The organism is Microcystis sp. BLCC-F210, from assembly GCF_042134685.1.
GTDB lineage: Bacteria > Cyanobacteriota > Cyanobacteriia > Cyanobacteriales > Microcystaceae > Microcystis > Microcystis aeruginosa_D.
The window spans coordinates 4,459,573-4,486,062 of record NZ_CP169647.1; the positions used below are offsets into that span (position 1 = coordinate 4,459,573).

The 26,490-nt window shown below is 44.2% G+C and carries 21 protein-coding genes; 8 read left to right on the forward strand and 13 right to left on the reverse strand.

Annotated elements, in window-relative coordinates; translation table 11 throughout:
- The first annotated feature begins 206 nt into the window (after positions 1–206).
- The 6 genes from ACE3JL_RS21695 (at position 207) to cobO (ending at position 8,343) form a co-directional block, all read left to right on the forward strand.
- Positions 207–3,896, forward strand: a complete 3,690-nt coding sequence (locus ACE3JL_RS21695) for a CHAT domain-containing protein (RefSeq protein WP_375328356.1) — start codon at positions 207–209, stop codon at positions 3,894–3,896.
- 350 nt (positions 3,897–4,246) lie between these two features.
- Positions 4,247–5,011 carry a Uma2 family endonuclease gene (locus ACE3JL_RS21700; RefSeq protein WP_375328357.1) on the forward strand — a complete coding sequence of 255 codons (765 nt, stop codon included), beginning with the start codon at positions 4,247–4,249 and terminating at the stop codon, positions 5,009–5,011.
- A 70-nt stretch (positions 5,012–5,081) separates the two neighbouring features.
- A complete protein-coding gene (locus ACE3JL_RS21705; RefSeq protein WP_375328358.1) occupies positions 5,082–5,888 on the forward strand; it encodes a Uma2 family endonuclease in 807 nt (268 codons plus the stop codon).
- 70 nt (positions 5,889–5,958) lie between these two features.
- Positions 5,959–6,765 (forward strand): Uma2 family endonuclease, encoded by an 807-nt coding sequence (locus ACE3JL_RS21710; protein ID WP_375328358.1) that lies wholly within the window; start codon positions 5,959–5,961, stop codon positions 6,763–6,765.
- Positions 6,766–6,835: 70 nt separating this feature from the next.
- Positions 6,836–7,663, forward strand: coding sequence for a Uma2 family endonuclease (locus tag ACE3JL_RS21715; RefSeq protein WP_375328359.1), 828 nt, complete (start codon positions 6,836–6,838; stop codon positions 7,661–7,663).
- Between the two features lie 74 nt (positions 7,664–7,737).
- The gene (cobO, locus tag ACE3JL_RS21720; RefSeq protein WP_271991922.1) at positions 7,738–8,343 is read left to right on the forward strand and encodes a cob(I)yrinic acid a,c-diamide adenosyltransferase; all 606 of its coding nucleotides are present in this window, start codon (positions 7,738–7,740) and stop codon (positions 8,341–8,343) included.
- Here the strand turns inward: cobO and ACE3JL_RS21725 are convergent.
- Both ACE3JL_RS21725 and map read right to left on the reverse strand, forming a co-directional pair.
- Positions 8,340–9,521: an aldo/keto reductase gene (locus ACE3JL_RS21725; protein WP_375328360.1), complete on the reverse strand. Its 1,182-nt coding sequence runs from the start codon at positions 9,519–9,521 to the stop codon at positions 8,340–8,342. The genes cobO and ACE3JL_RS21725 overlap by 4 nt on opposite strands.
- 154 nt (positions 9,522–9,675) lie before the next feature.
- Positions 9,676–10,440, reverse strand: a complete 765-nt coding sequence (map, locus tag ACE3JL_RS21730; protein ID WP_002745941.1) for a type I methionyl aminopeptidase — start codon at positions 10,438–10,440, stop codon at positions 9,676–9,678.
- A 548-nt stretch (positions 10,441–10,988) separates the two neighbouring features.
- Here map and ACE3JL_RS21735 point away from each other — a divergent pair.
- Positions 10,989–12,014, forward strand: a complete 1,026-nt coding sequence (locus ACE3JL_RS21735; RefSeq protein ID WP_375328361.1) for a PstS family phosphate ABC transporter substrate-binding protein — start codon at positions 10,989–10,991, stop codon at positions 12,012–12,014.
- A gap of 52 nt (positions 12,015–12,066) precedes the next feature.
- On the opposite strand, the gene pstB (ACE3JL_RS21740) is transcribed toward ACE3JL_RS21735, so the two are convergent.
- The 9 genes from pstB (ACE3JL_RS21740) to pstS form a co-directional block, all read right to left on the reverse strand.
- On the reverse strand, positions 12,067–12,873 hold the full coding sequence (gene pstB / locus ACE3JL_RS21740; protein WP_002752756.1) for a phosphate ABC transporter ATP-binding protein PstB: 807 nt from the start codon (positions 12,871–12,873) through the stop codon (positions 12,067–12,069).
- Positions 12,867–13,790, reverse strand: a complete 924-nt coding sequence (gene pstA, locus ACE3JL_RS21745; RefSeq protein ID WP_104396342.1) for a phosphate ABC transporter permease PstA — start codon at positions 13,788–13,790, stop codon at positions 12,867–12,869. Before pstA (ACE3JL_RS21745) ends, pstB (ACE3JL_RS21740) begins: the two co-directional genes overlap by 7 nt.
- Before the next feature lie 2 nt (positions 13,791–13,792).
- Positions 13,793–14,728, reverse strand: a complete 936-nt coding sequence (gene pstC / locus ACE3JL_RS21750) for a phosphate ABC transporter permease subunit PstC (protein WP_375328362.1) — start codon at positions 14,726–14,728, stop codon at positions 13,793–13,795.
- Positions 14,729–14,820: 92 nt separating this feature from the next.
- Positions 14,821–15,846 (reverse strand): PstS family phosphate ABC transporter substrate-binding protein, encoded by a 1,026-nt coding sequence (locus ACE3JL_RS21755; RefSeq protein ID WP_375328363.1) that lies wholly within the window; start codon positions 15,844–15,846, stop codon positions 14,821–14,823.
- 342 nt (positions 15,847–16,188) lie between these two features.
- Positions 16,189–16,986: a phosphate ABC transporter ATP-binding protein PstB gene (gene pstB, locus ACE3JL_RS21760; RefSeq protein WP_375328364.1), complete on the reverse strand. Its 798-nt coding sequence runs from the start codon at positions 16,984–16,986 to the stop codon at positions 16,189–16,191.
- A gap of 145 nt (positions 16,987–17,131) precedes the next feature.
- Positions 17,132–17,935, reverse strand: a complete 804-nt coding sequence (gene pstB / locus ACE3JL_RS21765; RefSeq protein WP_271989412.1) for a phosphate ABC transporter ATP-binding protein PstB — start codon at positions 17,933–17,935, stop codon at positions 17,132–17,134.
- A gap of 95 nt (positions 17,936–18,030) precedes the next feature.
- Positions 18,031–18,924, reverse strand: a complete 894-nt coding sequence (pstA, locus tag ACE3JL_RS21770; protein WP_185240088.1) for a phosphate ABC transporter permease PstA — start codon at positions 18,922–18,924, stop codon at positions 18,031–18,033.
- An 84-nt stretch (positions 18,925–19,008) separates the two neighbouring features.
- Positions 19,009–19,968, reverse strand: a complete 960-nt coding sequence (gene pstC / locus ACE3JL_RS21775) for a phosphate ABC transporter permease subunit PstC (RefSeq protein WP_271989411.1) — start codon at positions 19,966–19,968, stop codon at positions 19,009–19,011.
- Positions 19,969–20,059: 91 nt separating this feature from the next.
- Entirely contained in the window at positions 20,060–21,169 is a 1,110-nt protein-coding gene (gene pstS, locus ACE3JL_RS21780; RefSeq protein WP_271989410.1) for a phosphate ABC transporter substrate-binding protein PstS, read from the reverse strand.
- A gap of 465 nt (positions 21,170–21,634) precedes the next feature.
- Here pstS and ACE3JL_RS21785 point away from each other — a divergent pair, with 465 nt between their 5' ends.
- A complete protein-coding gene (locus ACE3JL_RS21785) occupies positions 21,635–22,669 on the forward strand; it encodes a PstS family phosphate ABC transporter substrate-binding protein (protein ID WP_271989409.1) in 1,035 nt (344 codons plus the stop codon).
- Positions 22,670–23,034: 365 nt separating this feature from the next.
- Here ACE3JL_RS21785 and ACE3JL_RS21790 read toward each other — a convergent pair whose 3' ends face one another.
- Both ACE3JL_RS21790 and trpD read right to left on the reverse strand, forming a co-directional pair.
- Positions 23,035–24,576, reverse strand: coding sequence for a ferredoxin--nitrite reductase (locus tag ACE3JL_RS21790; protein WP_271989408.1), 1,542 nt, complete (start codon positions 24,574–24,576; stop codon positions 23,035–23,037).
- A gap of 802 nt (positions 24,577–25,378) precedes the next feature.
- Positions 25,379–26,413 (reverse strand): anthranilate phosphoribosyltransferase, encoded by a 1,035-nt coding sequence (gene trpD / locus ACE3JL_RS21795; RefSeq protein ID WP_271992197.1) that lies wholly within the window; start codon positions 26,411–26,413, stop codon positions 25,379–25,381.
- Positions 26,414–26,490 lie beyond the last annotated feature (77 nt).

Sequence of the window (26,490 nt, forward strand, 5' to 3'; positions counted from 1 at the left end):
TCATTAATTTAACTTCGTTATAACATATAATTAATTGTCAAGAGTTCTTATCTGATTAGGTAGGCGTTAAAAATTATCAGATGCCCCCCTTATCAAGGGGGGACTAAGGGGGGATCAACACCCCCCTTATCAAGGGGGGACTAAGGGGGGATCAAACCCAAAATCTATCTTCAATTTAATTAGAACCACTACTACTAAAAACAATCATGAACGAAGCAAGAATAGAAGCTTACTTAGCCCTAATCCAAGCGCTCCTCCAGTGCGAAAATGGTCAGGAACCAGCACTATTACAAGCTAACGCGGAATTAGTTGATGCAGGCTTAGTCGCTGTGATGGAGCAGTATGCAGGCTTCTTAGAACAGCAAGGAGACAGCAATAACGGGAGATGGTTGCTGAATATGGCGCAACAGTTAGAGCAAATTTTAGACCCGCCAAGAGATAACCAAAACCTCTACATCAGTTTTTTAGAAACCCTACTGCAAACTGTCGAGGAAAGTGACGGAAACCGCCAAGTAATTTATCCCCTGCTCGACAATAACCTCCATCTCTTAGATGAAAACTTAGTTAACCTCCTCCGTGCTTGGGGAAATGATACCAAGGAACAAGCCAGTCCAGAGGAAACTTACGGACTAGCGGCAATACTCTATTACCTTGCTGATGCTTTTCGTGAATTTCCTAAAGGTAATCCGGGCATTAACCTAGCCATTGCCGTCTATGGATACGAGTTTTGTGCTGCAACTAAACGCCAACCGGGATTAGAAAGGGATTTAGCCGTTACCCTCAATAATCTCGGCATAGCCTACCTCACCCAAGCCCAACTGGGGCAAGAGCCAGTGGCCAACCTAGAACGGGCGATCGCCGCCTATACCGAAGCCACCACCATCTTCCGCCAACCCGGATTAGAAAGGGATTTAGCCCAAACCCTCAATAATCTGGGCGTAGCCTACCTCACCCAGGCCCAACTAGGGAAAGAGCCGGTAGCCAACCTAGAACGGGCGATCGCCGCCTATACCGAAGCCACCACCATCCGCCGCCAACCCGGATTAGAAAGCGATTTAGCCCAAACCCTCAATAATCTGGGCAATGCCTACGGCGTCCAAGCCCAACTGGGGCAAGAGCCGGTAGCCAACCTAGAACGGGCGATCGCCGCCTACACCGAAGCCACCACCATCCGCCGCCAACCGGGATTAGAAAGGGATTTAGCCCAAACCCTCACTAATCTCGGCATAGCCTACGACACCCAAGCCCAACTAGGGAAAGAGCCGGTAGCCAACCTAGAACGGGCAATCGCCGCCTACACCGAAGCCACCACAACTTACCGCCAACCCGGATTAGAAAGGGAGTTAGCCGGAACCCTCACTAATCTGGGCAATGCCTACCTCACCCAAGCCGAACTAGGGAAAGAGCCGGTAGCCAACCTAGAACGGGCGATCGCCGCCTACACCGAAGCCACCACCATCTTCCGCCAACCCGGATTAGAAAGGGATTTAGCCCTAACCCTCACTAATCTGGGCAATGCCTACCGCACCCAGGCCCGACTGGGGAAAGAGCCGGTAGCCAACCTAGAACGGGCGATCGCCGCCTACACCGAAGCCACCACCATCCGCCGCCAACCCGGATTAGAAAGGGATTTAGCCCAAACCCTCACTAATCTGGGCAATGCCTACAGCACCCAGGCCGAACTAGGGAAAGAGCCGGTAGCCAACCTAGAACGGGCGATCGCCGCCTATACCGAAGCCACCACCATCTTCCGCCAACCCGGATTAGAAAGGGAGTTAGCCGGAACCCTCAATAATCTGGGCAATGCCTACAGCACCCAAGCCCAACTAGGTCAAGAGCCGGTAGCCAACCTAGAACGGGCGATCGCCGCCTATACCGAAGCCACCACAACTTACCGCCAACCCGGATTAGAAAGGGATTTAGCCTCTACCCTCACTAATCTGGGCAATGCCTACCGCACCCAAGCCGAACTAGGGAAAGAGCCGGTAGCCAACCTAGAACGGGCGATCGCCAATTATCGAGAAGCACTTTCCTTTCTCAACCCCGCTCTCTTACCGGCTGACACCCTGAGAACTGGGCGCAACTTAGGCAATCTCGGTTTCCAGCAGGGTTGGTGGGACATTGCCCTAGAAGGCTACACCGTCGCCGTGGAAGCCGTTGAACAAAGCCGGGCCTGGGCAACCAGTGAAGCCCTTCGCCAAGAGATTGTCCGCAAGTCTATCGGTGTTTATGAAAACCTAATCCAAGCCGCCGTTAACCAAGGCGACCTCTCCCTGGCGTTGCGAACCGTCGAACGTTCCCGCTCCAAACGCCTCGCCGACCTGATCGCTGTGGGCGACCTCTACGCCGATGGGCGCGTTCCCCCAGAGATCCAAGCCTGGTATCAGCAGGTTAAGGATAGCCGTCAGATCCAATCCCAACTCCGTCAAAACCCCCTCGACCAGCCCGGATTCACCCAGAAACCCCAACCCTACCCCATCGGTAACACCCGCGCCAGCTTTGCCACAGAACAACTCCAGGCCGCCGAAGCCGCTGAACGTCAAGCCTGGGACGCTCTCTACCGCTTTGATGCCATCACCGCCCAACTTCAGCAACCCCAACCCCAACCCCGACTCGATGAACTAACGGCGCTGCTTCCATCCCCCCAGACTGCCCTCCTCAGCTTCTACACCACCGCCACCCATACCCACATCTTTGTCCTGCGTCGCCCCGCCCAGGATGGCGGGGAATGGGTCAACTGCCACACTATTCCCAATCCCCCGGAGTCCGCCAACGACTTGCAAAACTGGCTGATCGACAACTGGGTTAACCCCTACATTGCGATTAATCAAGCAGAGACCGCCCAATCCCGCCAGCAGCGTCGGCATGAGTGGCACCAAGCTATGGCCACTCGTCTGCAAGAACTGGCAACCCGCCTGCAATTCGACACCCTCATCCAACAGCACCTCCAGGGCATCACTGAGTTAATTCTGATTCCCCACCTGTTCCTGCACCAAATTCCCTTCGACCTTCTACCCACCGCCCAAGGTCAACTACTGGGCGATCGCTTTCGCCTTCAGTTTGTCCCCAGTACGAAAATTCTCGGACTGTGCCAAGAGCGATCGCAACCCACTCCCGACACCCTGGGGATTGTGGAAAACACCACAGAGGATTTGCCCTATACTCCCCTAGAGTGTGAGTGGGTCGCCCAAACCTGGAACGTGCCTCGCCAACGGCGGCTACAGGGGCGCACAGTCACCCCCGACTCTTATCTGCAATTGCTGAAACAAGTGCAGGCTTTGCTCTCCAGCCACCACGCCACCAGCCGCCCCGATGATCCCCTCAACTCCCACCTCGTCCTAGCCGAAGAGCAAAAAGTCACCCTCCGGGATTTACTTAGTCCCCTGTGGCGTTTTCCCGAATTGTCGGAAGTGTTTCTCTCCTGTTGTGAAACCGGTCTCAGTTTTGCCACTTCCCGAGATGAAGAGGGAAACCTGCGACGGGAATTACTGGACGAACCCCTCAGCTTAGGTACAGGCTTTCTGCTGGGGGGCGCTCGTGCTGTGATCAGTAGTCATTGGGCGGTGGCTGATCTAGCGACGGCGCTGTTTTCCCGGGAGTACCATCGCGCACGACGGGCCGGAGAGGAACGTTTAACGGCTCTACATCAGGCTCGTCAAGCGTTGCGGGAGACTTGCCAAAAAGACTGGCGGGACCGTTTGACAGCCGATTATCAGCAGGCTTTCCAGACTTGGCAACAAATGCGCCAAACTAAGGATCCCAACGTCAATGCTGCTCAAGCCAATTATCAGAAAATCGGCGAATTGATCAAGTGGCTTGACGATTTTGCTCCCGATGCAGTGCCTTTTCAGGATTATCGTTACTGGGGGGCGTTTTATTGTCTGGGACTTCCTTAAAATTAGGAATTATTTCCTTGTTGCAAGTAAAATGTAGTAAAATGTAGGGTGCGTTAGACGGCGACAATCTCTGCTTAAACTTGAATCTAACAATCCGTCGTAACGCACCACACCTATCATTAATTTATTTGGTGCGTTGCTAGAGAAAAACTTGGGGTACGGGCGAAGCATTCAGATAGGAAATCTACGGTTTCAGCGATAGGTTATTGCCCGAATGCTTCGCCCCTACAGGATTCTCAAAACCTTGTACCTGTTTTGCAAAAAAATATCCTAAAACTCTTATCTAGTCTATATTTCACATTTATTCAGTAAACCCTAATTAAATAAATGTTCCAGCCAGGGGAAAAACTATGACAACTCTCGACATTTTACCAGAAGTTACCTGTCCCCCCACCGATTTATGGAGTGATGAACCACCCTTGGAAAGTGATTTACACCTGCAACAGATCATAATTCTCCTCAATTGTCTAGAATTATTATGGCAAGAGAAAAACGATTACTACGCTTCCGGTAATCTGACTATCTACTATAACGAAGAACAACTGAAAAAGCGCGATTTCTGCGGTCCTGATTTTTTTGTGGTTTTAGATACAGAAAAACGTCCCCGCAAAAGTTGGGTGGTTTGGGGAGAACAGGGTAAATATCCCAATGTAATCGTCGAGATTCTCTCCGATTCTACGGCTAATATTGACCGCACTAAAAAGAAAATTCTCTACCAAAATACTTTTCGCACTCCTAATTATTTTTGGTTCGATCCTAATACGTTAGAATTGCAAGGATTTAGACTAATTGAGGGACAATATCAAGCTATTTCTGCCAATGAGCAGGGTTATCTCTGGAGTGAAGAGTTAGGATTATATTTAGGCATATTTGACCGTAAACTGCGTTATTTTACTGTCGATGGTCAATTGGTTCCCACACCCCAAGAAGCTGAATTACAGGAAAGACAGGCAAAGGAACAGGCTCTTTTAGAAAAGGAACAGGAAAGACAGGCAAAAGAACAAGCTCTTGTAGAAAAAGAACAGGCTCTTTTAGAAAAAGAACAAGAACGACAAGCTAAGGAAAAATTAGCGGCAAAATTACGAGAATTAGGCATCAACCCCCAGACAATTTAGCTGGTTAAAATTCCCCATCCCTAATTCCTACTGTTATAATTAGATAAATGTTCCAGCCAGGGTAAAAACTATGACAACTCTCGACATTTTACCAGAAGTTACCTGTCCCCCCACCGATTTATGGAGTGATGAACCACCCTTGGAAAGTGATTTACACCTGCAACAGATCATAATTCTCCTCAGTTGTCTAGAATTATTATGGCAAGAGAAAAACGATTACTACGCTTCTGGTAATCTGACTATCTACTATAACGAAGAACAACTGAAAAAGCGCAATTTCTGTGGTCCTGATTTTTTTGTGGTTTTAGATACAGAAAAACGTCCCCGCAAAAGTTGGGTGGTTTGGGGAGAACAGGGAAAATATCCCAATGTAATCGTCGAGATTCTTTCCGATTCTACGGCTAATATTGACCGCACTAAAAAGAAAATTCTCTACCAAAATACTTTTCGCACTCCTAATTATTTTTGGTTCGATCCTAATACGTTAGAATTGCAAGGATTTAGACTAATTGAGGGACAATATCAAGCTATTTCTGCCAATGAGCAGGGTTATCTCTGGAGTGAAGAGTTAGGATTATATTTAGGCATATTTGACCGTAAACTACGTTATTTTACCGTCGATGGTCAATTGGTTCCCACACCCCAAGAAGCTGAATTACAGGAAAGACAGGCAAAGGAACAGGCTCTTTTAGAAAAAGAACAGGAAAGACAGGCAAAGGAACAGGCTCTTTTAGAAAAAGAACAGGAAAGACAGGCAAAAGAACAAGCTCTTGTAGAAAAAGAACAGGCTCTTTTAGAAAAAGAACAAGAACGACAAGCTAAGGAAAAATTAGCGGCAAAATTACGAGAATTAGGCATTAACCCCCAGACAATTTAGCTGGTTAAAATTCCCCATCCCTAATTCCTACTGTTATAATTAGATAAATGTCCCAGCCAGGGGAAAAACTATGACAACTCTCGACATTTTACCAGAAGTTACCTGTCCCCCCACCGATTTATGGAGTGATGAACCACCCTTGGAAAGTGATTTACACCTGCAACAGATCATAATTCTCCTCAGTTGTCTAGAATTATTATGGCAAGAGAAAAACGATTACTACGCTTCTGGTAATCTGACTATCTACTATAACGAAGAACAACTGAAAAAGCGCAATTTCTGTGGTCCTGATTTTTTTGTGGTTTTAGATACAGAAAAACGTCCCCGCAAAAGTTGGGTGGTTTGGGGAGAACAGGGAAAATATCCCAATGTAATCGTCGAGATTCTTTCCGATTCTACGGCTAATATTGACCGCACTAAAAAGAAAATTCTCTACCAAAATACTTTTCGCACTCCTAATTATTTTTGGTTCGATCCTAATACGTTAGAATTGCAAGGATTTAGACTAATTGAGGGACAATATCAAGCTATTTCTGCCAATGAGCAGGGTTATCTCTGGAGTGAAGAGTTAGGATTATATTTAGGCATATTTGACCGTAAACTACGTTATTTTACCGTCGATGGTCAATTGGTTCCCACACCCCAAGAAGCTGAATTACAGGAAAGACAGGCAAAGGAACAGGCTCTTTTAGAAAAAGAACAGGAAAGACAGGCAAAGGAACAGGCTCTTTTAGAAAAAGAACAGGAAAGACAGGCAAAAGAACAAGCTCTTGTAGAAAAAGAACAGGCTCTTTTAGAAAAAGAACAAGAACGACAAGCTAAGGAAAAATTAGCGGCAAAATTACGAGAATTAGGCATTAACCCCCAGACAATTTAGCTGGTTAAAATTCCCCATCCCTAATTCCTACTGTTATAATTAGATAAATGTCCCAGCCAGGGGAAAAACTATGACAACTCTCGACATTTTACCAGAAGTTACCTGTCCCCCCACCGATTTATGGAGTGATGAACCACCCTTGGAAAGTGATTTACACCTGCAACAGATCATAATTCTCCTCAGTTGTCTAGAATTATTATGGCAAGAGAAAAACGATTACTACGCTTCTGGTAATCTGACTATCTACTATAACGAAGAACAACTGAAAAAGCGCAATTTCTGTGGTCCTGATTTTTTTGTGGTTTTAGATACAGAAAAACGTCCCCGCAAAAGTTGGGTGGTTTGGGGAGAACAGGGAAAATATCCCAATGTAATCGTCGAGATTCTTTCCGATTCTACGGCTAATATTGACCGCACTAAAAAGAAAATTCTCTACCAAAATACTTTTCGCACTCCTAATTATTTTTGGTTCGATCCTAATACGTTAGAATTGCAAGGATTTAGACTAATTGAGGGACAATATCAAGCTATTTCTGCCAATGAGCAGGGTTATCTCTGGAGTGAAGAGTTAGGATTATATTTAGGCATATTTGACCGTAAACTACGTTATTTTACCGTCGATGGTCAATTGGTTCCCACACCCCAAGAAGCTGAATTACAGGAAAGACAGGCAAAGGAACAGGCTCTTTTAGAAAAAGAACAGGAAAGACAGGCAAAGGAACAGGCTCTTTTAGAAAAAGAACAGGAAAGACAGGCAAAGGAACAGGCTCTTTTAGAAAAAGAACAGGAAAGACAGGCAAAAGAACAAGCTCTTTTAGAAAAAGAACAAGAACGACAAGCTAAGAAAAGATTAGCGGCAAAATTACGAGAATTAGGCATCAATCCCCAGACAATTTAGCTGGTTAAAATATATAAACGGCGATCAATAACCCCTTGAGTTACAATTATCTTGATTTGACTGGATAGACCTGAATGCAACTCACTCCCGAACAATACAAAGAAAAAATGCAGCGCCGCAAGGCAATCCAAGAGGAACGTTTAGCCGAAAAAATCGCCGAAAAAGGTTTAATTATCGTTAATACCGGCGATGGTAAGGGAAAAACCACGGCAGCACTCGGTATGGTTTTACGTTCCCTCGGTCATGGTTACAAAGTGGCGGTGGTACAATTTATCAAAGGTGCTTGGGAACCTGCCGAACAAAAGATTTTTAGTGTTTGGGGGGAACAAATCGAGTTTTATGCTATGGGGGAAGGTTTCACCTGGGAAACTCAAGATAAAGAAAGAGATATAGAGAAAGCCCAAGAAGCATGGCAAAAAGCCCTAACTTTTCTCGAAAATCCCCAATATAAATTAATTTTACTCGATGAGATCAATATCGCCCTTAAATTCGGTTATCTGGATATTCAGGAAGTTATCGCTGGTTTAGCCCGAAAACCCGCTAATTGTCACGTTATTCTCACTGGTAGAGGAGCTTTACCGGAATTAATCGAGATAGCGGATTTAGTCACGGAAATGAAGTTAATTAAACATCCCTTTCGTCAACAGGGAGTGAAAGCGCAACCCGGCATCGAATTTTAACTACTGCTTAAGCGTTGTACCGTCTCTCCCGACAATAATCGATGAGTTTCGGCGAGAAGATAAGGAATTTTATTAGCGTGGGGACTAGCGGCTAAACAGGCAGTTAAATCGAGTTTTTCCACCTCTTTTGCTTGTTGACCGGGAAACCAATGATCCCCATTCCCCAAGAGATTGTATCTGGCCTTAGCAAAGTCGATCATATCGTAGGCGATAGCGAGATTGTGTAACCAGACGATAGAAGGAATATTGATGTGATTGGGGGTATTTTCCCAGCTAGGTAAACCCAAAGACCAAGTTTTCACCCAATTATCGCCTAAACAGTTGATCATCTCCCCTTGCAATCTCTCGATAATTGCCGGTAAAATCTTCTCGGACCGATCGAGTAAGGGTAAAGTTTTCAGGTGTTCATCAAAATCTGTGGGTTGCGCTGCACCGATACTCAGGGTATGAACGGCCGGATGACTGAGACAGAATAGGTCATTAAAAACCATCGGACTGAGAGGAGAACAGAGAGCGACGAGCTTAGGGGGAGGATTGTAGAGATGGCCACCCTTATCGGAGGGACTAATGATAAAAACCCCCATATCGTGCTGTTTTGCTGCTTCTATGGCCGGCCAGTTATTCTGAAAAATATAGTACCAGTGCAAATTGACATAATCGTAACAATTTGTTGCAATAGTCTTGACAATTACATCAGTTGGTGCATGGGTGGAGAAACCGATAAAACGAACTTTTCCCTGTTGCTGTAATTTTTTCGCCTCTTGCCAACAACCGCCCTCGGCCATAGTATCATCGAGAATTTCAGCCGTGTTGATGCCATGGATACCCAACAAATCCACATAATCTAACCGTAAAAATTGCAGGGATTGCTCAAATTTACGGCGAAATTCCCGCACATCTTGACTAGGAGAAACTTTCGTCTGCACGATAATCTTATCCCTCGGTAGTTGCGGCAAAATTTTGCCCAATTGCATCTCGGAAGTGCCGTAACCCCTAGCGGTTTCGATGTGATTAATCCCCACTTCCAGAGATTTATTGATAATTGCCTCTAAATTGCCTTGATTCTCGTCGGGAATTTGCGACATCGGCACATCCTGCCACTGAAATTGATAGCGCATTCCCCCACAGGAAAACACTGGCATTTGTAGATTAGTGCGACCGAAACGACGATACTGCATATATTCAGTTATCAGTGGGAATTATGAATTATGAATTATGAATTATGAAGTGGGGAGATGGGGTTTTAGGGTTTTGGGGTTTTGGGGTATTAGTTAAAACTTCCCTATTTCCCCATTCTCCCATTCCCTATCCCCTGTTCCCTGTTCCCTAAATTTAATCGGGTAAAGTGAGAATTTCAACACCGGTTTCGGTGACGGCGATGGTGTGTTCAAATTGGGCTGAAAGTTTACCATCTTTAGTAATAGCAGTCCAACCGTCTTTTAAGAGAATATGTTGCCAAGTTCCCTCATTAATCATTGGTTCAATAGTAAATACCATGCCGGGGCGAATTGTTTTGCCTTTGCCGCGAATGCCGTAGTGGGGAACCTGCGGACCGGTGTGAAAAACATTACTGATACCATGACCGACAAAATTTCTAACCACTGAAAATCCTTGTCCTTCGGCGTATTCTTGGATGGCCGCGCCGATATCGCCGATTTTACCCCCCGGCTGCACTGCATCTATGCCTCTTTGCAGACATTCTCTAGTCACTTCTACTAACTTTTTGGCCAGGGGGGAGGGAGTACCGACAAAGAAAGTCTGCGAAGTATCGCCGTGATAACCTTCTAAAATCGGGGTGACATCGATGTTAATAATATCCCCATCTTTGAGAATTTGATCGGCACTGGGGATGCCGTGACAGATAACCTCGTTAATGCTAGTACAGATGGACTTAGGAAAGCCATGGTATCCTAGGGGCGCACTTTTGGCTCCATGGGCGCGAGTCCAACGTTCTGCCTCGTCATTGATTTCTAGGGTACTTACCCCCGGTTTAACCATATCTGCGAGATGGTCTAAGAGTTTAGCTGCTAATCGTCCGGCTCGACGCATTTTTTCAATTTCCCGGGAGGAGAGTAAGGTGATGGTATCGTTGCCCATGAATTATCCGACTGTTAAGAAAGATTCTTGTTACATTTCTTATCCTAGCAAAATCGGGCAGCCTTATGGTTTCGGGGATTGGGTTATGGGAGTGGGGTGTGGGGTGTGGGGTGTGGGGTGTGGGCTTCGGCCGTGAGCTCAGCGTTCGACCGAGCTCACGCCGAGGTCCGAACGGGTGTGGGGTGTGGGGAAGTGGGGAGAACAAAGCTGCCTTTTGCCTTTTGCCTTTTGCCTTTTGCCTTTTGCCTTTTGCCTTTTGCCTTTTGCCTTTTGCCTTTTGCCTTTTGCCTTTTGCCTTTTGCCTTTTGCCTTTTGCCTTTTGCCTTTTGCCTTTTGCCTTTTGCCTTTTGCCTTTTGCCTGTCCTGATATGTAGCGCATACTCAACGGATTTAGTATCAGACCCTACAGATAAACGTTTTTGTTGTCCTTTCGCCCATCAGTTTGATGTATTTTCGATAACATTCAACTTTAGAATTCTTAATTATATATATCAACTTTTTTTGAAATAATATTATGTAGTTATTGACTGATAACGGGGACAGAGACAATGAGTAAAAGCGACAAAAATTCTGTGAAAATGGTATTTTCTGCGTTAAGTATTTTTGGAATTAGCCTACTGTCGGCCTGTGGCATAGGGGAATCTCCAGCTAACAAATCAATTAAAATTGATGGTTCTAGTACCGTATACCCGATTACCCAGGCCGTGGCCGAGAAATTCAAAAGCAGTCAACCGGGTACAGCAGAAGTGAGCGTAAAATTTTCGGGAACCACTGGGGGATTTCGGGAATTCTGTGAAGGAAAAACTGATATTAGCAATGCCTCTCGACCGATTCAAGCCGATGAGATGTCCCTGTGTAATCGCTATGGCGTAAGATATATTGAATTACCCGTGGCTTTTGATGCCTTAACTGTAGTCGTTAATCAGGAAAATAACTGGATTGATAGCATTACCCTAGAAGAATTAAAGAAAATGTGGGAACCGGCTGCTGAGGGTAAAATTACCAATTGGAATCAAATCAGACCGGAATTCCCCAATAAACCCCTAAATCTCTTTGGTGCAGGCCAAGATTCCGGAACTTTTGACTATTTTACCGAAGCTGTGGTCGGTAAATCCGGTGCTAGTCGTAAGGATTATGTAGCCAGCGAGGATGATAACACTTTAGTCCAGGGAGTCAGTCAAGATCCGAATGCTCTTGGTTACTTTGGACTAGCTTATTATGAACAAAATCCCCAAAAATTGAAAGCTTTAGGCATTGATAGCGGTAAAGGGGCGATTTTACCCTCTAGAGAAACCGTAGTTAACTCCCAATATCAACCCCTTGCTCGACCTTTATTTATCTACGTCAATGGGGAGAAAGCGCAAAAAAGCCGAGCTTTACAGGAATTTGTGGAGTATTACCTCGATAATGCCGAGAGTATTGTTAAAGAAGTCGGTTATATCCCCCTAACGGATGAACATTACCATTTAGCCACAGTTACCTTCTTTAACGGTGAAGTGGGAACGGTTTTCGGAGGACAATCGCAATTTGATGTTACCCTAGCGGAATTATTGCGGCAAAAAGCCAAGTTTTAGAGGAGAGCGTTGGGGAGATAATTGCTTTCTCTCCCCAAACAATGGCGATTTTTTAACCAAATCGACCGCTAATATATTCTTTTGTTTTCTCGTGAGTTGGTTCTTGAAACATAATTTTAGTTTGTCCAAACTCCATCAGTTCACCCAAATACATAAAAGCTGTGTAATCAGAAATCCGGGCTGCCTGTTGCATACTGTGGGTGACGATTAAAATGGTAACTTTTTCCTCTAATTTACCAATTAGTTCTTCTATACTATTAGTGGCGATCGGATCGAGAGCGGAAGTGGGTTCATCAAAGAGGATAATTTCAGGATCCGTAACTAAAGCGCGGGCAATACAGAGACGTTGTTGTTGTCCCCCCGATAAATCGTAGGCACTGGTGTTGAGACGATCCTTGACTTCATCCCACAAAGCGGCACCGCGCAAAGCTTGTTCTACTTTATAATCGATAAACTCCCGTTTTTTTTCACCCCTAACCCGCAAACCGTAGGCGACATTTTCGTAAACAGATTTCGGGAAAGGGTTCGGTTTTTGGAAAACCATACCAATCCGCATCCGCACCTCGATCGGATCGACCTTGTGATCTAAAATATTGACGGTATCGATATAAATACCCCCTTCGTAGCGATTAGCGGCATAAAGGTCGTGCATTCGATTAAAACAGCGCAAAAGCGTCGTTTTACCGCAGCCAGAGGGGCCAATTAGAGAGGTTACTTGTCTTTCGGGAATGGTGAGATTGATACTTCGCAAAGCGGGTTTATTGGTGCCAGCGTAGTAAAAGTCAAGGTTTCTCACCTCAGCTTTTGGTTGAAATTCTTTGATATTAGACATCATCGAGGGAAAAATAGAGTTTACCATTTGATACCTTTGCGGAAACGATAGCGGAGATAGATAGCTACAGCGTTCATACCGAGAGTCATCACAATCAACACTGTACCAGCGGCAGCCGCATTGACTTCAAATTCTGGCTCTGGACGAGAAACCCAGTTAAACATCTGGATAGGCATGACTGTAAAGGGTGCTTTCAGCCAATTAAAGTTAATAAAGGGAAAATTTGCTTGTAAAGGAGCATCGGGTAGAAAGGCAATAAACGTGAGCGCACCAATAGTAATCACGGGAGCCGTTTCTCCAATCGCTCTGGAAAGCCCGATGATCACACCAGTTAGGATACTACCGAAGGAGTAGGGAAGAATATGATCGGCCACTACTTGCCATCTACTTGCTCCCACGGCATAGGCCGCTTCCCGGAGACTGTTGGGTATTGCCCGAATTGCCTCTCTGGTGGTGACAATAACCACAGGTAGGATCAGCAAAGCTAGGGTTAAACCGGCGGCAATAATACTTTGTCCGAGATTAAATTGATAGACAAACAAACCGAGGGCGAGTAAACCATAGATAATTGAGGGAACACCCGCTAAATTAGTGACGTTAATCTCAATAATTGCTGAAAGCCAATTTTTCTTACTATATTCTTCCAGATAAATTCCCGCCGCAATACCGAGAGGAATCGCAATCAAGGCTGTTACCAACATCACTAGCAAGGTTCCCACCCAAGCGGAAAGAATACCAGCTTCTTCAGGGTGACGACTAGGAAAAGAAGTAAAAAACTGGGGGGTAATGCGCGGCAACCCTGCTATCATCATCTGGGCAATCAGGATAAAGAGAATTAGGGTAGAGACAAAAATAATCAACAACCCTAAGCCAGAAAATACAGTGCTAATCAGCTTGCGCCTTTCAATATTAGCTCTTAAATTCGATAATTGTTCTTTTTCCATGATTAGTAAACCTCCCGATATTTTTTGGCGAGGAAATAACCGATAATATTAAAGATTAAAGTCAAAATGACTAGCATAATACCGGCGGCAAAAATTGATTGATACTCGATCGAACCGTGGGGTAAATCGCCTAAACTAACCTGAACAATATAAGCGGTAATGGTGGCCGCTTCACTAAAGGGATTGAAGGTTAAATTTGGCTGTAATCCTGCGGCGATCGCTACAATCATCGTTTCTCCCACGGCCCTGGAAACTCCTAAAATATAAGCGGCACTAATACCAGAAATAGCGGCAGGCAAAACCACATTTAAAGCAGTTTGTAAACGAGTTGCTCCGGTAGCGTAGGAACCTTCCCGGAGGGTCAAAGGTACGGCACGCATGGCATCTTCACTGATGGAACTAATCAGGGGAATAATCATTAATCCCATGACCAAACCAGCACTGAGCATATTAAATGAAGGTAAGTCAGGCAAAAAAGTTTGTAGGAAAGGTGTGACATTTAAAAAGGCAAAATAACCATAAACTACTGTCGGTATAGCCGCTAATAATTCTAGACAAGGTTTAACCACTTCTCGCAGACGCGGGGGGGCAAATTCACTGAGATAAATAGCGGCAATTGTTCCCAAAGGAACAGCGACAAACATCGCCACGATCGAAGTGGTTAAGGTTCCCGAAAGTAGCGGTATAATACCATAACGAGGATCGGCAAAAAGCGGACTCCAAACCGTATCGGTTAGGAATTGAATCAGGGGAACTTTCTCGAAAAAATGCACGGATTCTAGAATCAAAACCTCCATAATGCCGATAGTGGTGGCCACAGAGGAAAAAGCCGCCAAAAATAGAATAACTTCAATAATAGTCTCTTTGAGGTTGCGAATCTTTTTGGGAGTAGCTGCCTGAATCCAGACACTCTCTGATTTAATTTCTGGTTTAGTCATGCTTTAAATATCTAGTTGCTGGGTTTTTTAATTCAACTCCAAAAATGGGGAAGATAATCGCTTCCCCATTCCATTTATTGGCAGATAAGCAACTATTCTTTAGCTTCTAGCTGGACAATATCTTGGATTGTTAAACCCACCACATCTCGGCCAACGAATACACTCCCTGTTTTATTATTTCTAAAGTTTCTCATTACCGATTGATAGACATTAGCGGGTAAAGGAACATACTTAACTTCCCGGACTAATTTGGGAGCATTGTTGATGAAAAATTCGACAAAACTTTTTACCTCTGGACGTTTAGCCGCATTAGCATTAACGTAGATAAAAACAGGACGGGAAAGGGGGTTATATTTACCGTTGTTGACATTTTCTGCTGAGGGAGATATGGCTCCTTTGCCGTTATCAATGGCTAGGGCTTTCAGACGACCTTTATTTGCTTCATAATAGGCATAGCCAAAGTAACCTAAAGCGTTACGATCTCTGATAACTCCCTGCACTAGAACGTTATCATCTTCACTGGGGGTAAAGTCGGTGCGACTTTTCTTCGATTCACCGACAATTGCCTCGGTAAAGTAATCGAATGTTCCCGAATCTGCACCTGGTCCGAACAGTTTTAGGTTGGCATTAGGCCATTTAGAATTAACTTGATTCCACTTAGTGATCTTCCCTTGAGCAGCGGGTTCCCACATTTTTTTCAGTTCAGAAACCTTGATGCTATTAAGGGGATTTTGTCTATTGACTACCACTGTTAAAGCATCAAAAGCGATCGGCAATTCTAAGAATTTAACGCCATTTTTAGCGCACAATTGACGCTCAGAATCCTTAATTGGACGAGAAGCATTAGAAATATCCGTTTCACCAGCACAGAATTTTTTAAAACCGCCACCTGTTCCCGAAATACCGACAGTTACTTGTGTCTGACGATTTATCTTTTGAAATTCTTCCGCTACTGCTTCTGTAATTGGGTAAACGGTGCTAGAACCATCAATTTTGATAGTATTGCGGCTTTGGGAATTAACCGCCGGGATGGTGAGAGCTAGGGCTGCTCCTACTGCCGCTAAACCAGCGCTGATTGTCCATCGATTTAGTTTGAATTGGAAATTCTGCATACTCATTTCGCTATTTCGCTAATTATTGCTGGTTCGGAAATCAAAAAATTAACTTTTAGGTTGGATTGTACATGAAACCCTAAAATTATGATCAATTATTTTAGTTAATTTAAGGTTAAGGTTAAGATTTAGTTTGGTTAAATCTAGTTTAAGCTTTGGTTAATTAAGCTTAACTTAAACAAATATCTCTCACATTTTTGGTTATTTAAATTAGTTGATGACCACCCTATTGCAAATTAAAGTCAGTCAAAACGCTCAATAATGTAGTTTTATTAGATAATAACAAGAAAAAATCAGAACAAGTTGATTAACTCATTCCGATAATTGATCTCAAAAAGACTAAAGTAATTAACCAAAACGACCGCTAACATAATCTCTAGTGGACTCTTGGGAAGGATTTTGAAAGATTACCTCGGTGCGATCATATTCCACTAAATAACCTACTTTACCACCTTTTGGGGTCGGTTCAGCATTATAAAAAGCCGTTAAATCAGAAACCCGCGAAGCTTGTTGCATATTATGAGTAACAATAACTATAGTATATTGGGTTTTCAATTCGTGAATTAATTCCTCAATTTTTAGGGTAGAAATTGGATCGAGTGCCGCACAGGGTTCATCCATTAAAACAACTTCCGGTTTAACCGCAATAGCGCGAGCAATACATAACCTTTGTTGTTGTCCTCCCGATAAAGCTAAGCCACTTTCTTTGAGTTTATCTTTAACATCATCCCAGAGAACGGCTTTTTTTAAAGATTCTTCCACTAATTGATCCATATCACCAGTGTAACCATTTAAACGCGCCCCAAAAGCGATATTTTCATAGATAGATTTGGGGAAAGGATTCGGTTTCTGAAAAACCATACCGATGCGACTGCGTAACCCGATAGGATTAACGGAATTACCATAAATATCTTGACCGCGAAAGGTAACTTTTCCCTCAATTTTGGCACTTTTAACCAGGTCATTCATACGATTAAAACAGCGCAAAACCGTACTTTTTCCGCAGCCAGAGGGACCAATAAAAGCGATCGCTTTTTTCTCAGGAATATCAAGGTTAACATCACGAACAGCGAGATTAGAACCATAGTAAACGTTTAAGTTTTTGGTTCTCAAAACCGCATCGGTGACAACATCACTACTATACATAATCTTTAAAGGAATAGGTGTTGGGTGTTTTTTTCAGTGACCAGTGAACAGTAAACAGTAATCAGTGAAAAGAAAACTCCAAACTTGCCACTTTATACTGATAACTGATAACTGATAACTGATAACTGATAACTGATAACTGAATTTAGCCAAAACGTCCACTAACATAATCTTTAGTTGCTTGTTCTTGAGGATCACCGAAGATTTTGTTCGTATGATCAAACTCGACTAAATAACCAATTTTGCCACCTTTATCGGTGGGTTCAGCGTTATAAAAAGCCGTTAAATCTGCTACTCTAGTAGCTTGTTGCATATTGTGAGTAACAATAATAATTGTATAACGTTCTTTTAATTCGTGCATTAATTCCTCAACCTTTAAAGTTGAAATTGGATCGAGTGCCGAGCAGGGTTCATCCATTAATAATACTTCTGGTTGAGCGGCAATAGTACGAGCAATACATAATCTTTGTTGTTGTCCCCCCGATAGGGAAAAACCGCTTTCTTTCAGTTTATCTTTTACTTCTTCCCAGAGAGCTGCCCGACGCAAGGAAGTTTCTACCAATTCATCTAAATCGCCTTTATAACCATTTAATCGCGCTCCGTAAACCACATTATCATAGATGGATTTGGGAAAAGGATTAGGGCGCTGGAACACCATACCGATACATTTTCTGACTTCGACAGGATCCACCTCTTGAGAGTAAATATCCTGGTTATGATAAAAAACTTTGCCGTCAATACGAAAACCGTGAATTAAATCATTGAGACGATTAAAACACCTGAGAATGGTGCTTTTCCCGCAGCCAGAGGGTCCGATAAAAGCGGTGACTCTATTTTTGGGAATATCGATGGAAATATCTCGTACTGCTCGATAATTACCATAGTATATATCAGCCTTATCGACCTTTAAAACGGTTCCTGTAGAATGGGGGTTAGAGTTAGTTAGCATAAATTATTTACCTTGAATTTGGCTAATTGAGGAATCAGAAAGATAGGTAGATTTTTACTTAAATATCCCTTTTTGCTTTTCACTTTTTACTTTACTTAATAGGTTTTCTGGCGCGTGGCTAAACGAGATAAAATGTTAGTTATCAACACCAAAAGCACCAGAATTAAAGCACCTGCCCAAGCTAATTGCTGTTGAGGGGCAAAAGGGGCAGTAGCAAAGTTGAAAACTAGGACCGAAAGGGTGGCAATCGGTTCAAAGACACCCCGAGGCCAAAAGTTAGAGAATAATGCCGTAAAAATTAAGGAGGCGGTTTCCCCGGCAGCCCTAGCAATTGCTAAAGTCACACCGGTTAAAATAGCGGGAACTGCGGCAGGAAGGACGATTTTCAGGACGGTTTGGTAGTTATAGGCCCCTAAACCCATGGCTGCCCAGCGGATGTCTTGGGGAACGATTTTTAAAGCCTCATCGGTGGTTCTAATAATAGTCGGTAACATTAACACCGCTAAACCGATCGAACCGGCCAGGGCAGAAAAGCCTAAAAGGGCTGTTCCTTCGCCAAATAAGGGCGCAACTAACAAACCGTAGGCGAAAACCCCGACAATAATCGAAGGGACACCCGCTAAAACGTTGGTAGCAAAGCGCACACCCTGGGCAAGTTTGTTATCACCGCTAAATTCCGAGAGATAAACCGCCGCTAAAACGCCGATGGGAACTGCGATCGCTGTGGCTAGGGCAACGACGATAATTGTCCCTAAAATGGCATTAGCTATGCCTCCTCCTCCTAACCCCGGCGGTGGCGGTAATTTAGTAAAGAGATTAGCGTTTAAACGACCCACCCCTTGCACAAAAACGAAGCCTAGGACGGCAAAGAGGGGAATCACGGTGACAGCTAAACATAAAGCCGAGAGGACGGTCATAATTGTCCCCAATAGTGATCGAGGACTACTCGGTTTCTTTTTGAGATTATTGCCTAAATTCGCACTATCCATATCAGTTATCAGTGGAAATTATGAATTATGAATTATGAATTATGAAGTGGGGGAGTGAGGAGAAAAAAGCTGCCTTCTGACGGCTTAATACTTAGCTTTGACGCGATTAACGATTAATTCTGCGAAGATATTGACTACTAGGGTCAAAACCAAGAGAACAAAACCCGCATACATGAGCGCCGATACTTGCATTCCCGATGCTTCGGCGAATTGGTTAGCCAATAAGGAAGCGATCGTGTTAGCAGGGGCGAGAATAGAGGCACTAATGCGGTTAGAATTGCCGATAATCATCGTTACTGCCATGGTTTCCCCTAAAGCGCGCCCTAAAGCTAACATAATCCCCCCGACAATCCCAGAAAAAGCGGCAGGAATTAAGACCCGAAAAATCGTTTCCCAACGGGTAGCCCCCAAACCGAGGGAAGCTTGCCTTAGATCCGGCGGTAAAGCGGCCAAAGAGTCACGAGAGATAGCGATAATAATCGGCAGGATCATAATTGCTAAAATAACCCCCGCCGGTAACATCCCCGGACCTCCTAAAGGCGTGCTAAACAGAGGAATCCAACTAAAATTAGCATTTAGCCAGTTACCAAGGGGTCTGAGGATAGGAATCAATACAAATATACCCCATAATCCGTAAACAACACTGGGAATAGCGGCCAAAAGTTGTACGAGAAAAACCAAAATTGTCCGCGCATTTAAGGGAATAAAATCTTCGCTTAAAAAAATGGCTGAACCGATACCGAGGGGAACAGCAATCAGTAGGGCAATCAGAGAACTAACGAGAGTTCCGTAGATAACTGGCAGAACTCCGAATTCTTCCCGACCGCGCACGGGATTCCAAGCGCTACTGGTCAAAAATCCCGGACCAAAGGTTTGAATCGCTGGTAAAGCCCGAATAAAAATAACTAGGGCAATTAGGAGCAAAATCAGCCCAATAGCGATGGCAAAGGCGGTGGTTAATCCAACAAAGCCTTTATCGAGGATTTTTTCCGATTCTGGACGTTCTTTAAAATTTGAGTCGGGTGGAACTGTGGGCGCACTCATGATTAGGGTTTAAATCCAGCTAGTTTGCGGTAGCTAAGGTCGAAATTGGCCTTTCTACACTATTGTAACTTTGAATACATTTTTTCGGCGACTAATCCACCTTGATCGTGTAATCAGGATAGATGACATCGGCAGCGGCGGCTACTCGTTCCCGGACGTTTTTCGGCAGGGGAATATAACCAAGGGGAGCTGCTTGTTCTTGTCCTTGGTTAAGTCCAAATTCGATCATCGCCTCCATAGCTAAAGCTTTTTGGGGATCGTTGTATTTTTTGTAAACCAACATCCAGGTATAGGTGACAATGGGATAGGAATTTTCCCCCGGCGGATCGACGATAAAAGCGCGTAAATTTTCAGGCAGTTCAACGTTAGCGAGGGTAGCAGCGGCGTTGGTTTCATCGGGAATGACAAATTTACCCGCCTGATTTTGCAGGGCGGCCATGGGCAGGTTATTATTTTTAGCGAAACCGTACTCGATATAACCGATCGAGCCTTGATTTTGTTGAATTAGGGCAGTTACACCCTCATTGCCTCTACCGCCAAGAAATTTACCTTTTTTGGTCGGCCATTGTACGGCTTTTCCTTCCCCGATGCTTTTTTTCCATTCGGGACTAACGGCGCTTAAAAACTTGGTAAAAACTCCCGTTGTTCCGCTACCGTCTGCCCGGTGAACTACGGTAATTTCTTGATCGGGTAGTTTTAAATCGGGGTTATCGGCGGCAATTTTGGCATCGTTCCAACGGGTAATCGTGCCTAAAAAGATGCCTACATATGCTTCCCTACTTAGTTTCAGCCCTTCTACTCCGGGCAAATTATAAGCCATAACGATGCTTCCCGCCGTCATCGGTAGCAGTAAAACCCCGCGGCTAACTCTGGCCATATCCTCGTCACTCATGGCCACATCGGAAGCGCCAAAATCGATCGTACCTTGAATAAATTGTTCGACTCCCGCCCCGCTACCGGTAGATTGATAGTTAATTAGCAGTTTAGAAAATAGTTGATTGATGGTGACAAACCAGTTTTGATATAGGGGTGCAGGAAAAGAAGCGCCCGCACCATTGAGGGCAACTTCTCCTTTTAGGGGAACCTGGGCGATTCTATTGCTTCCCTCTCCGCTAGTTCCTGCCGTATCGGTGCCACCACAAGCGGTTAAAGTAGCTAGGGATAAGGCTGTTAGTAAATGGGTTCTGTTTTTGTTGAGCATAGGATTAATTTTGATCCGTAAACTGCATTAAATCTTACGCTAAAACTTACCACGCCTTGGTAAAGAATAGGTTAAGAAGTGAATAAAAGAACGTAATGTATTGTCAAGAAAATTTTTCTCGATAACTAGACAAAAATCTCCACTTCTTTTACCATTTATTTTGACTAAACATTAGTTTTAAGTCGCAGGTAAAGCCACTAACTTTTCTCGTCTAGATAGGGGTTTTCTCTTTCCCTACCATTATAGCGACGTAAAAACAACAAAGAAAAGATTAAGGTTTACAGCCATCATCCCTAAGCCTTGAATCAGTTATCAGATGTGAGTTTTCAGTTCACCGATTACCGATTACAGCAAAAAATTCCCCAACACCCAACACCCAAATCCCTCACTGATTACTGATTACTGTTTACTGATAACTGAAAAGTCTCCCCAATACCCGTTTTTACTTTCTCCTTGTTGACACCTATGCTAGAAATTTTTACTCAGCTATCTCGTCCCACCAAAGTAGTGGCAACCATACTAGGAACTGCTCTACTTTTCCCCGCTTGTGCCAATATTAATCCTCAAGACCTAAAACCAATTAAAATCGATGGTTCGAGTACCGTAGCACCAATTACCGATAAAGTTCTCGAAGATTTTAAAGCCAATCCTCCCCACAAAGCTTTGGCTGATGTTAAAGTTGACGCTAATATTTCAGGAACCGGCGGCGGTTTTAGAAAATTTTGTGCAGGAGAAACCGATATTAATAATGCTTCTCGGCCGATTTCTGTGGAAGAATTAAAAAAATGTGATGCTAATAAGATAAGATTTATTGAACTACCGATCGCTTTTGATGCTTTAACCGTGGTAGTCAATCCCCAAAATAACTGGGTTGATGATATTTCCACCACAGAATTAAGAACTATTTGGGAACCAGCAGCCGAGAATAAAATCAAACGTTGGAATCAAATTAATCCCGCTTGGCCCGACCGACCGATTACCCTTCACGGGCCGGGTAAAGATTCCGGAACCTACGATTTTTTTAGTGATGTAATTAACGGCAAAGATGCCAGTCGTGGGGACTTTAATTTTAGTGAAGATGACCAAGCTTTAGTTAATGCCGTCAGTCAAGATCCCAACGCTTTAGGCTATTTTGGCCATGCTTACTATGAACAAAATCGGGATAAATTAAAAGCTTTGAAAGTTAATGGTATTGAACCAACTCGCAGCAATGTCGAGGATAGTAAATATCAGCCTTTATCTCGTCCTTTGTTTATCTATGTTAATGCTCAAAAAGCCCAAGAGAATCCCGCTTTAGAGAAATTTGTTAAATATTATCTCGATCGAGTTCCTGATTTATTAGATAGTATTGGTTATATTCCCCTACCGGATGAGGCCTATCATTTGGCACGGGTACAGTTGCAAAAATTTGAGGTAGGAACGGTTTTTGAGGGCCGACCTCAACCCAATTTAACCATCGGGGAATTACTTCGCAAACAAGCTCAATTTGAAGCTAAGTAACGATTCCCATCTCATACTAAATCCCTTGAGTATAGCCTACATATCAGGCTCTTCTAGGTTCTGTGTGATAAGTTTAACTTACATTATGATCGATCGATCTTTGTGTCCTCTGTGTCTGGAGTGGTTCCTTCTACTCCCTCGCCAGCAGGACTGTATCTTAGAATACATTTTACCCACCAAATCCAAGAGAGCCACAGATAATCAGTCTTTAACAACTGGATTTAGTATGGAAGGAAAATATATAAAGATTTTTCTGCTGCCATCTGCCCCTTACTATAGCAAGAGGTTTGCCAATTTCACCCAACAGAGATACAGAAAAAAAGAGGGGATAAACCCCCCATTCAGCGTATCGAGAAACTTGTTAATTAACCCTTCGGTGTCGCCCCAAATTGCTCGATGAGGATAGAGGTTAACACCGATTTTAGGTCTTCACAGGGAATCCCTTTTTGTACACAACTTCCCAGGTGAGCATCTTTACCCACTTTACCCCCCATGTAGAGGTCAACTCCCTCCACGGTTTTGCCGTCTTTGCGCGCTTTTGTCCCCATCAAACCGATATCGGCCACTTGGGGTTGTCCGCAGGAGTTAGGGCAACCGGTCCAGTGCATACGCACACCCCGGGGGATATTTAATTCGGCATCTAACTGACGAATCAAGTCCACAGCCTTATTTTTGGTTTCAATCAGGGCAAAATTGCAGAATTGCGCCCCCGTACAGGAAACGAGCGCTCGTTGTAAAGGAGTGGGATTGGGGGTAAACTTAGCCAGTAAAGGCTCGGTTAAAAGAGTCGCCATATTTTCAGCCGCTATATTGGGAATAATCACGTTTTGTTCCACGGTTAAACGCAATTCTCCGCTGCCATACACTTCAGCAATCCGGGACAAATCGAACATATCATCGGCAAATAGACGACCAACGGGAACACAAAGACCGATATAGCTTAATCCCTCCTGTTTTTGCGGAAAAACTCCCAAATGATCCCGTTTTTCCCAGTCGATTGCATCTTTTTCGGCTGCCGTTGCCAAGGGATAACCTAAGTGATTAGCCACCCGCGTGCGGAATTCCTCGATTCCCCACTCATCAATTAACCACATTAAACGGGATTTTTGACGATTGGAGCGTAATCCGTTATCGCGGTAAACTTCTAAAATCCCTCGGCATAAATCCACCACCTCCTGATTCGGTCTCACCCAAACATTCATGGGAATTGCCGCTTCACAGCGTTTAGCCGAGAAAAAGCCACCCACCACGACATTAAAGCCTAATTCTCCCTCTTTATAGGCAGGAACAAAGGCAATATCGTTAATTTCCGCATGAACGGAATTATCCCGGCCTCCCTCGATGGCAATATTAAATTTGCGGGGCAGATTGGTAAATTGATAATTACCTTGACCGCAGTTAGTAATCATATCTTGGACTTTTTGGACTAATTCCCTGGTGTCAATTAATTCATCCGCGTCTAGTCCTGCCATGGGTGAACCGGTAATATTTCTGACATTATCCATGCCCGATTGTACCGAAGTCATACCCACGGATTTTAGTCGTTGGAAAATATCAGGAATATCTTCGATACGAATACCGCGTAATTGTAAGTTCTGACGAGTAGTAATATCGGCATTACCATCATCGCCGTAACGCTGCACAATTTCCCCTAAAACGCGCATTTGCTCACCGCTAATAATGCCGTTAGGAACCCGCAAACGCATCATAAATTTGCCCGGGGTGACAGGACGATAAAAAACACCCACCCATTTTAAGCGATATTCTAAATCGGTTTTATCCATCGCTTCCCACCCGATTTGGGCAAAATGATCTAGTTCATCTTTAATGGCTAATCCGTCTTTCTCGGCTTTAAATTTCTCGAATTTATTGAGAGTTGTTCCATCTTTTTCAGGTGCTTGTACCACGAATCTATCTCCTTCTGGTTGGTGGGTGTAATTGTTCTAGTTGGTGCGGGTTAGAAATGAAGAAATCGGGATTTAACAATAAGTATTCTGTAAAATACTGTCGTCATTAGCAAAAATTTAGTAATTTACCTAGTCTCTAAGTAGTCGTGCAAAATAAATTTCCTAGTGAAGATAGGCAAAAGGCAAAAGGCAAGAGGCAAGAGGTGGTTAGATATGTGTAATTAATTTTGCTTAGGTACTTATTTGTTATTTAATTCTTTTTAACTTGGATAATTTTGTATTGTTTGTAACAGAAATCCTTTAACCATCGTGTTTAAGGATTTCTGTCATGCAGTAAGTGCATTAAGGTGGGGTGTGGGGTGTGGGGTGTGGGGTGTGGGGAAGTGGGGAGATGGGGGGAAGTGGGGTGCGGGGGGAAGTGGGGAGAGGGAGCATCTCACCTTTGCAATAAGCATAAATACTTAGTAGAAAAATAGACTTTTCGAGGGTAATTCTTGTTTTAATTCTCCATGTACGCGGTCTTTAAAAGCCTCTATTTCATTCCAAGACACGATTAAGAGTGGCTTTTAAGCTAAGTATAATTACTCATCGCGTAAGTGAGATGCTCCCGTGGGGAGATGGGGGGAAGTGGGGAGATGGGGGAATAAATAAAAATACGGCGGTTCCTCTATCCATCTGGCACAGATAAATCCTTATCGGATAAGCCTTTCGGCGTGGAGAATGTACCAGAACCAAGATAAATCCGCCGTAATCTCCTGAATTCATAATTCATAATTCATAATTCATAATTCCGTGAATTTTCCTAAGCGAGAAACTTAACCAACTCCTCTAATTTTTGCCAAGCTAACCCACTGGCTAAAATCTCGCGTGCGAGGGCGAAACCAGCAGCATGATCGCCAAAAGTGACCTTTTCTGCCACCTGTAGGGCAAGAGCGGCATTAATTGCCACAGCATCCCGTTGAGCGGGCGTTCCCCCCCCTTGCAGGATATTTTTGAGGATTTCGGCATTTTCTGGCACTTCCCCGCCTTTAAGGGCATTTAAACTAGCTCTAGGGATAGAAATTGACAAGGGATCGATCTCCCCAGAAATCACCTCACCATTATTTAATAAAGCCATATCGGTCAGATCTCCTAACCCCACCTCATCGAGTTTTTCCCGTCCGTGAACAATAATCGCCTTTGGGGTTCCCATTTGTGCTAAAGCTGTGGCCATGGGGATGAGAAATTGCCGGTCATAAACTCCGATAACTTGACCTGTGGGACGCAGAGGATTAACTAGAGGACCCAAAAGATTAAAAACCGTGCGAACTTTCAGGGTTTTGCGGAGATTAGCCACACTTTTCAGGGCCGGATGCCAACCGGGGGCAAAAAGAAAGGTCACTCCCACCCCATCTAAGGCCGCCGCTACTTTCTCGCTCGGGGCGCTTAAATTAACCCCAAGATATTCTAAAACATCGGCCGAACCGACCTTGCTGGAGGCAGAGCGATTGCCGTGTTTAGCCACTTTTACGCCTCCAGCGGCCGCCACAAAAGCCACGGCAGTGGAAATATTAAAGGTTGCGGCCCCGTCACCGCCGGTGCCACAGGTATCGATAACGGGAGTAGTATGGGGTTTAGGGTCTTCTAAGCGAGATTGTTGGCGTAAAACTGTGGCCATTCCCGCTAATTCGGCGGCTGAGACTCCTTTTGCTTGCAAAGCCGCTAAAATCGCCCCCGATAAAACTTCTGGAATCTGGCCGTTTAACCATCCGGTCATTAATTCTTCAGCTTGGTTAAGGGAAAGGGATTTTTGATCGAGTAGTTGCTGCAGTAGGTTTGGCCAGTCTTGATTGGTCATCGCTGTTCCATTGGTGTCGGGATGGGGCGATATACTATCATAGCGGTTTGTCTGGAGAATCGATCGCTCCTAGGAAT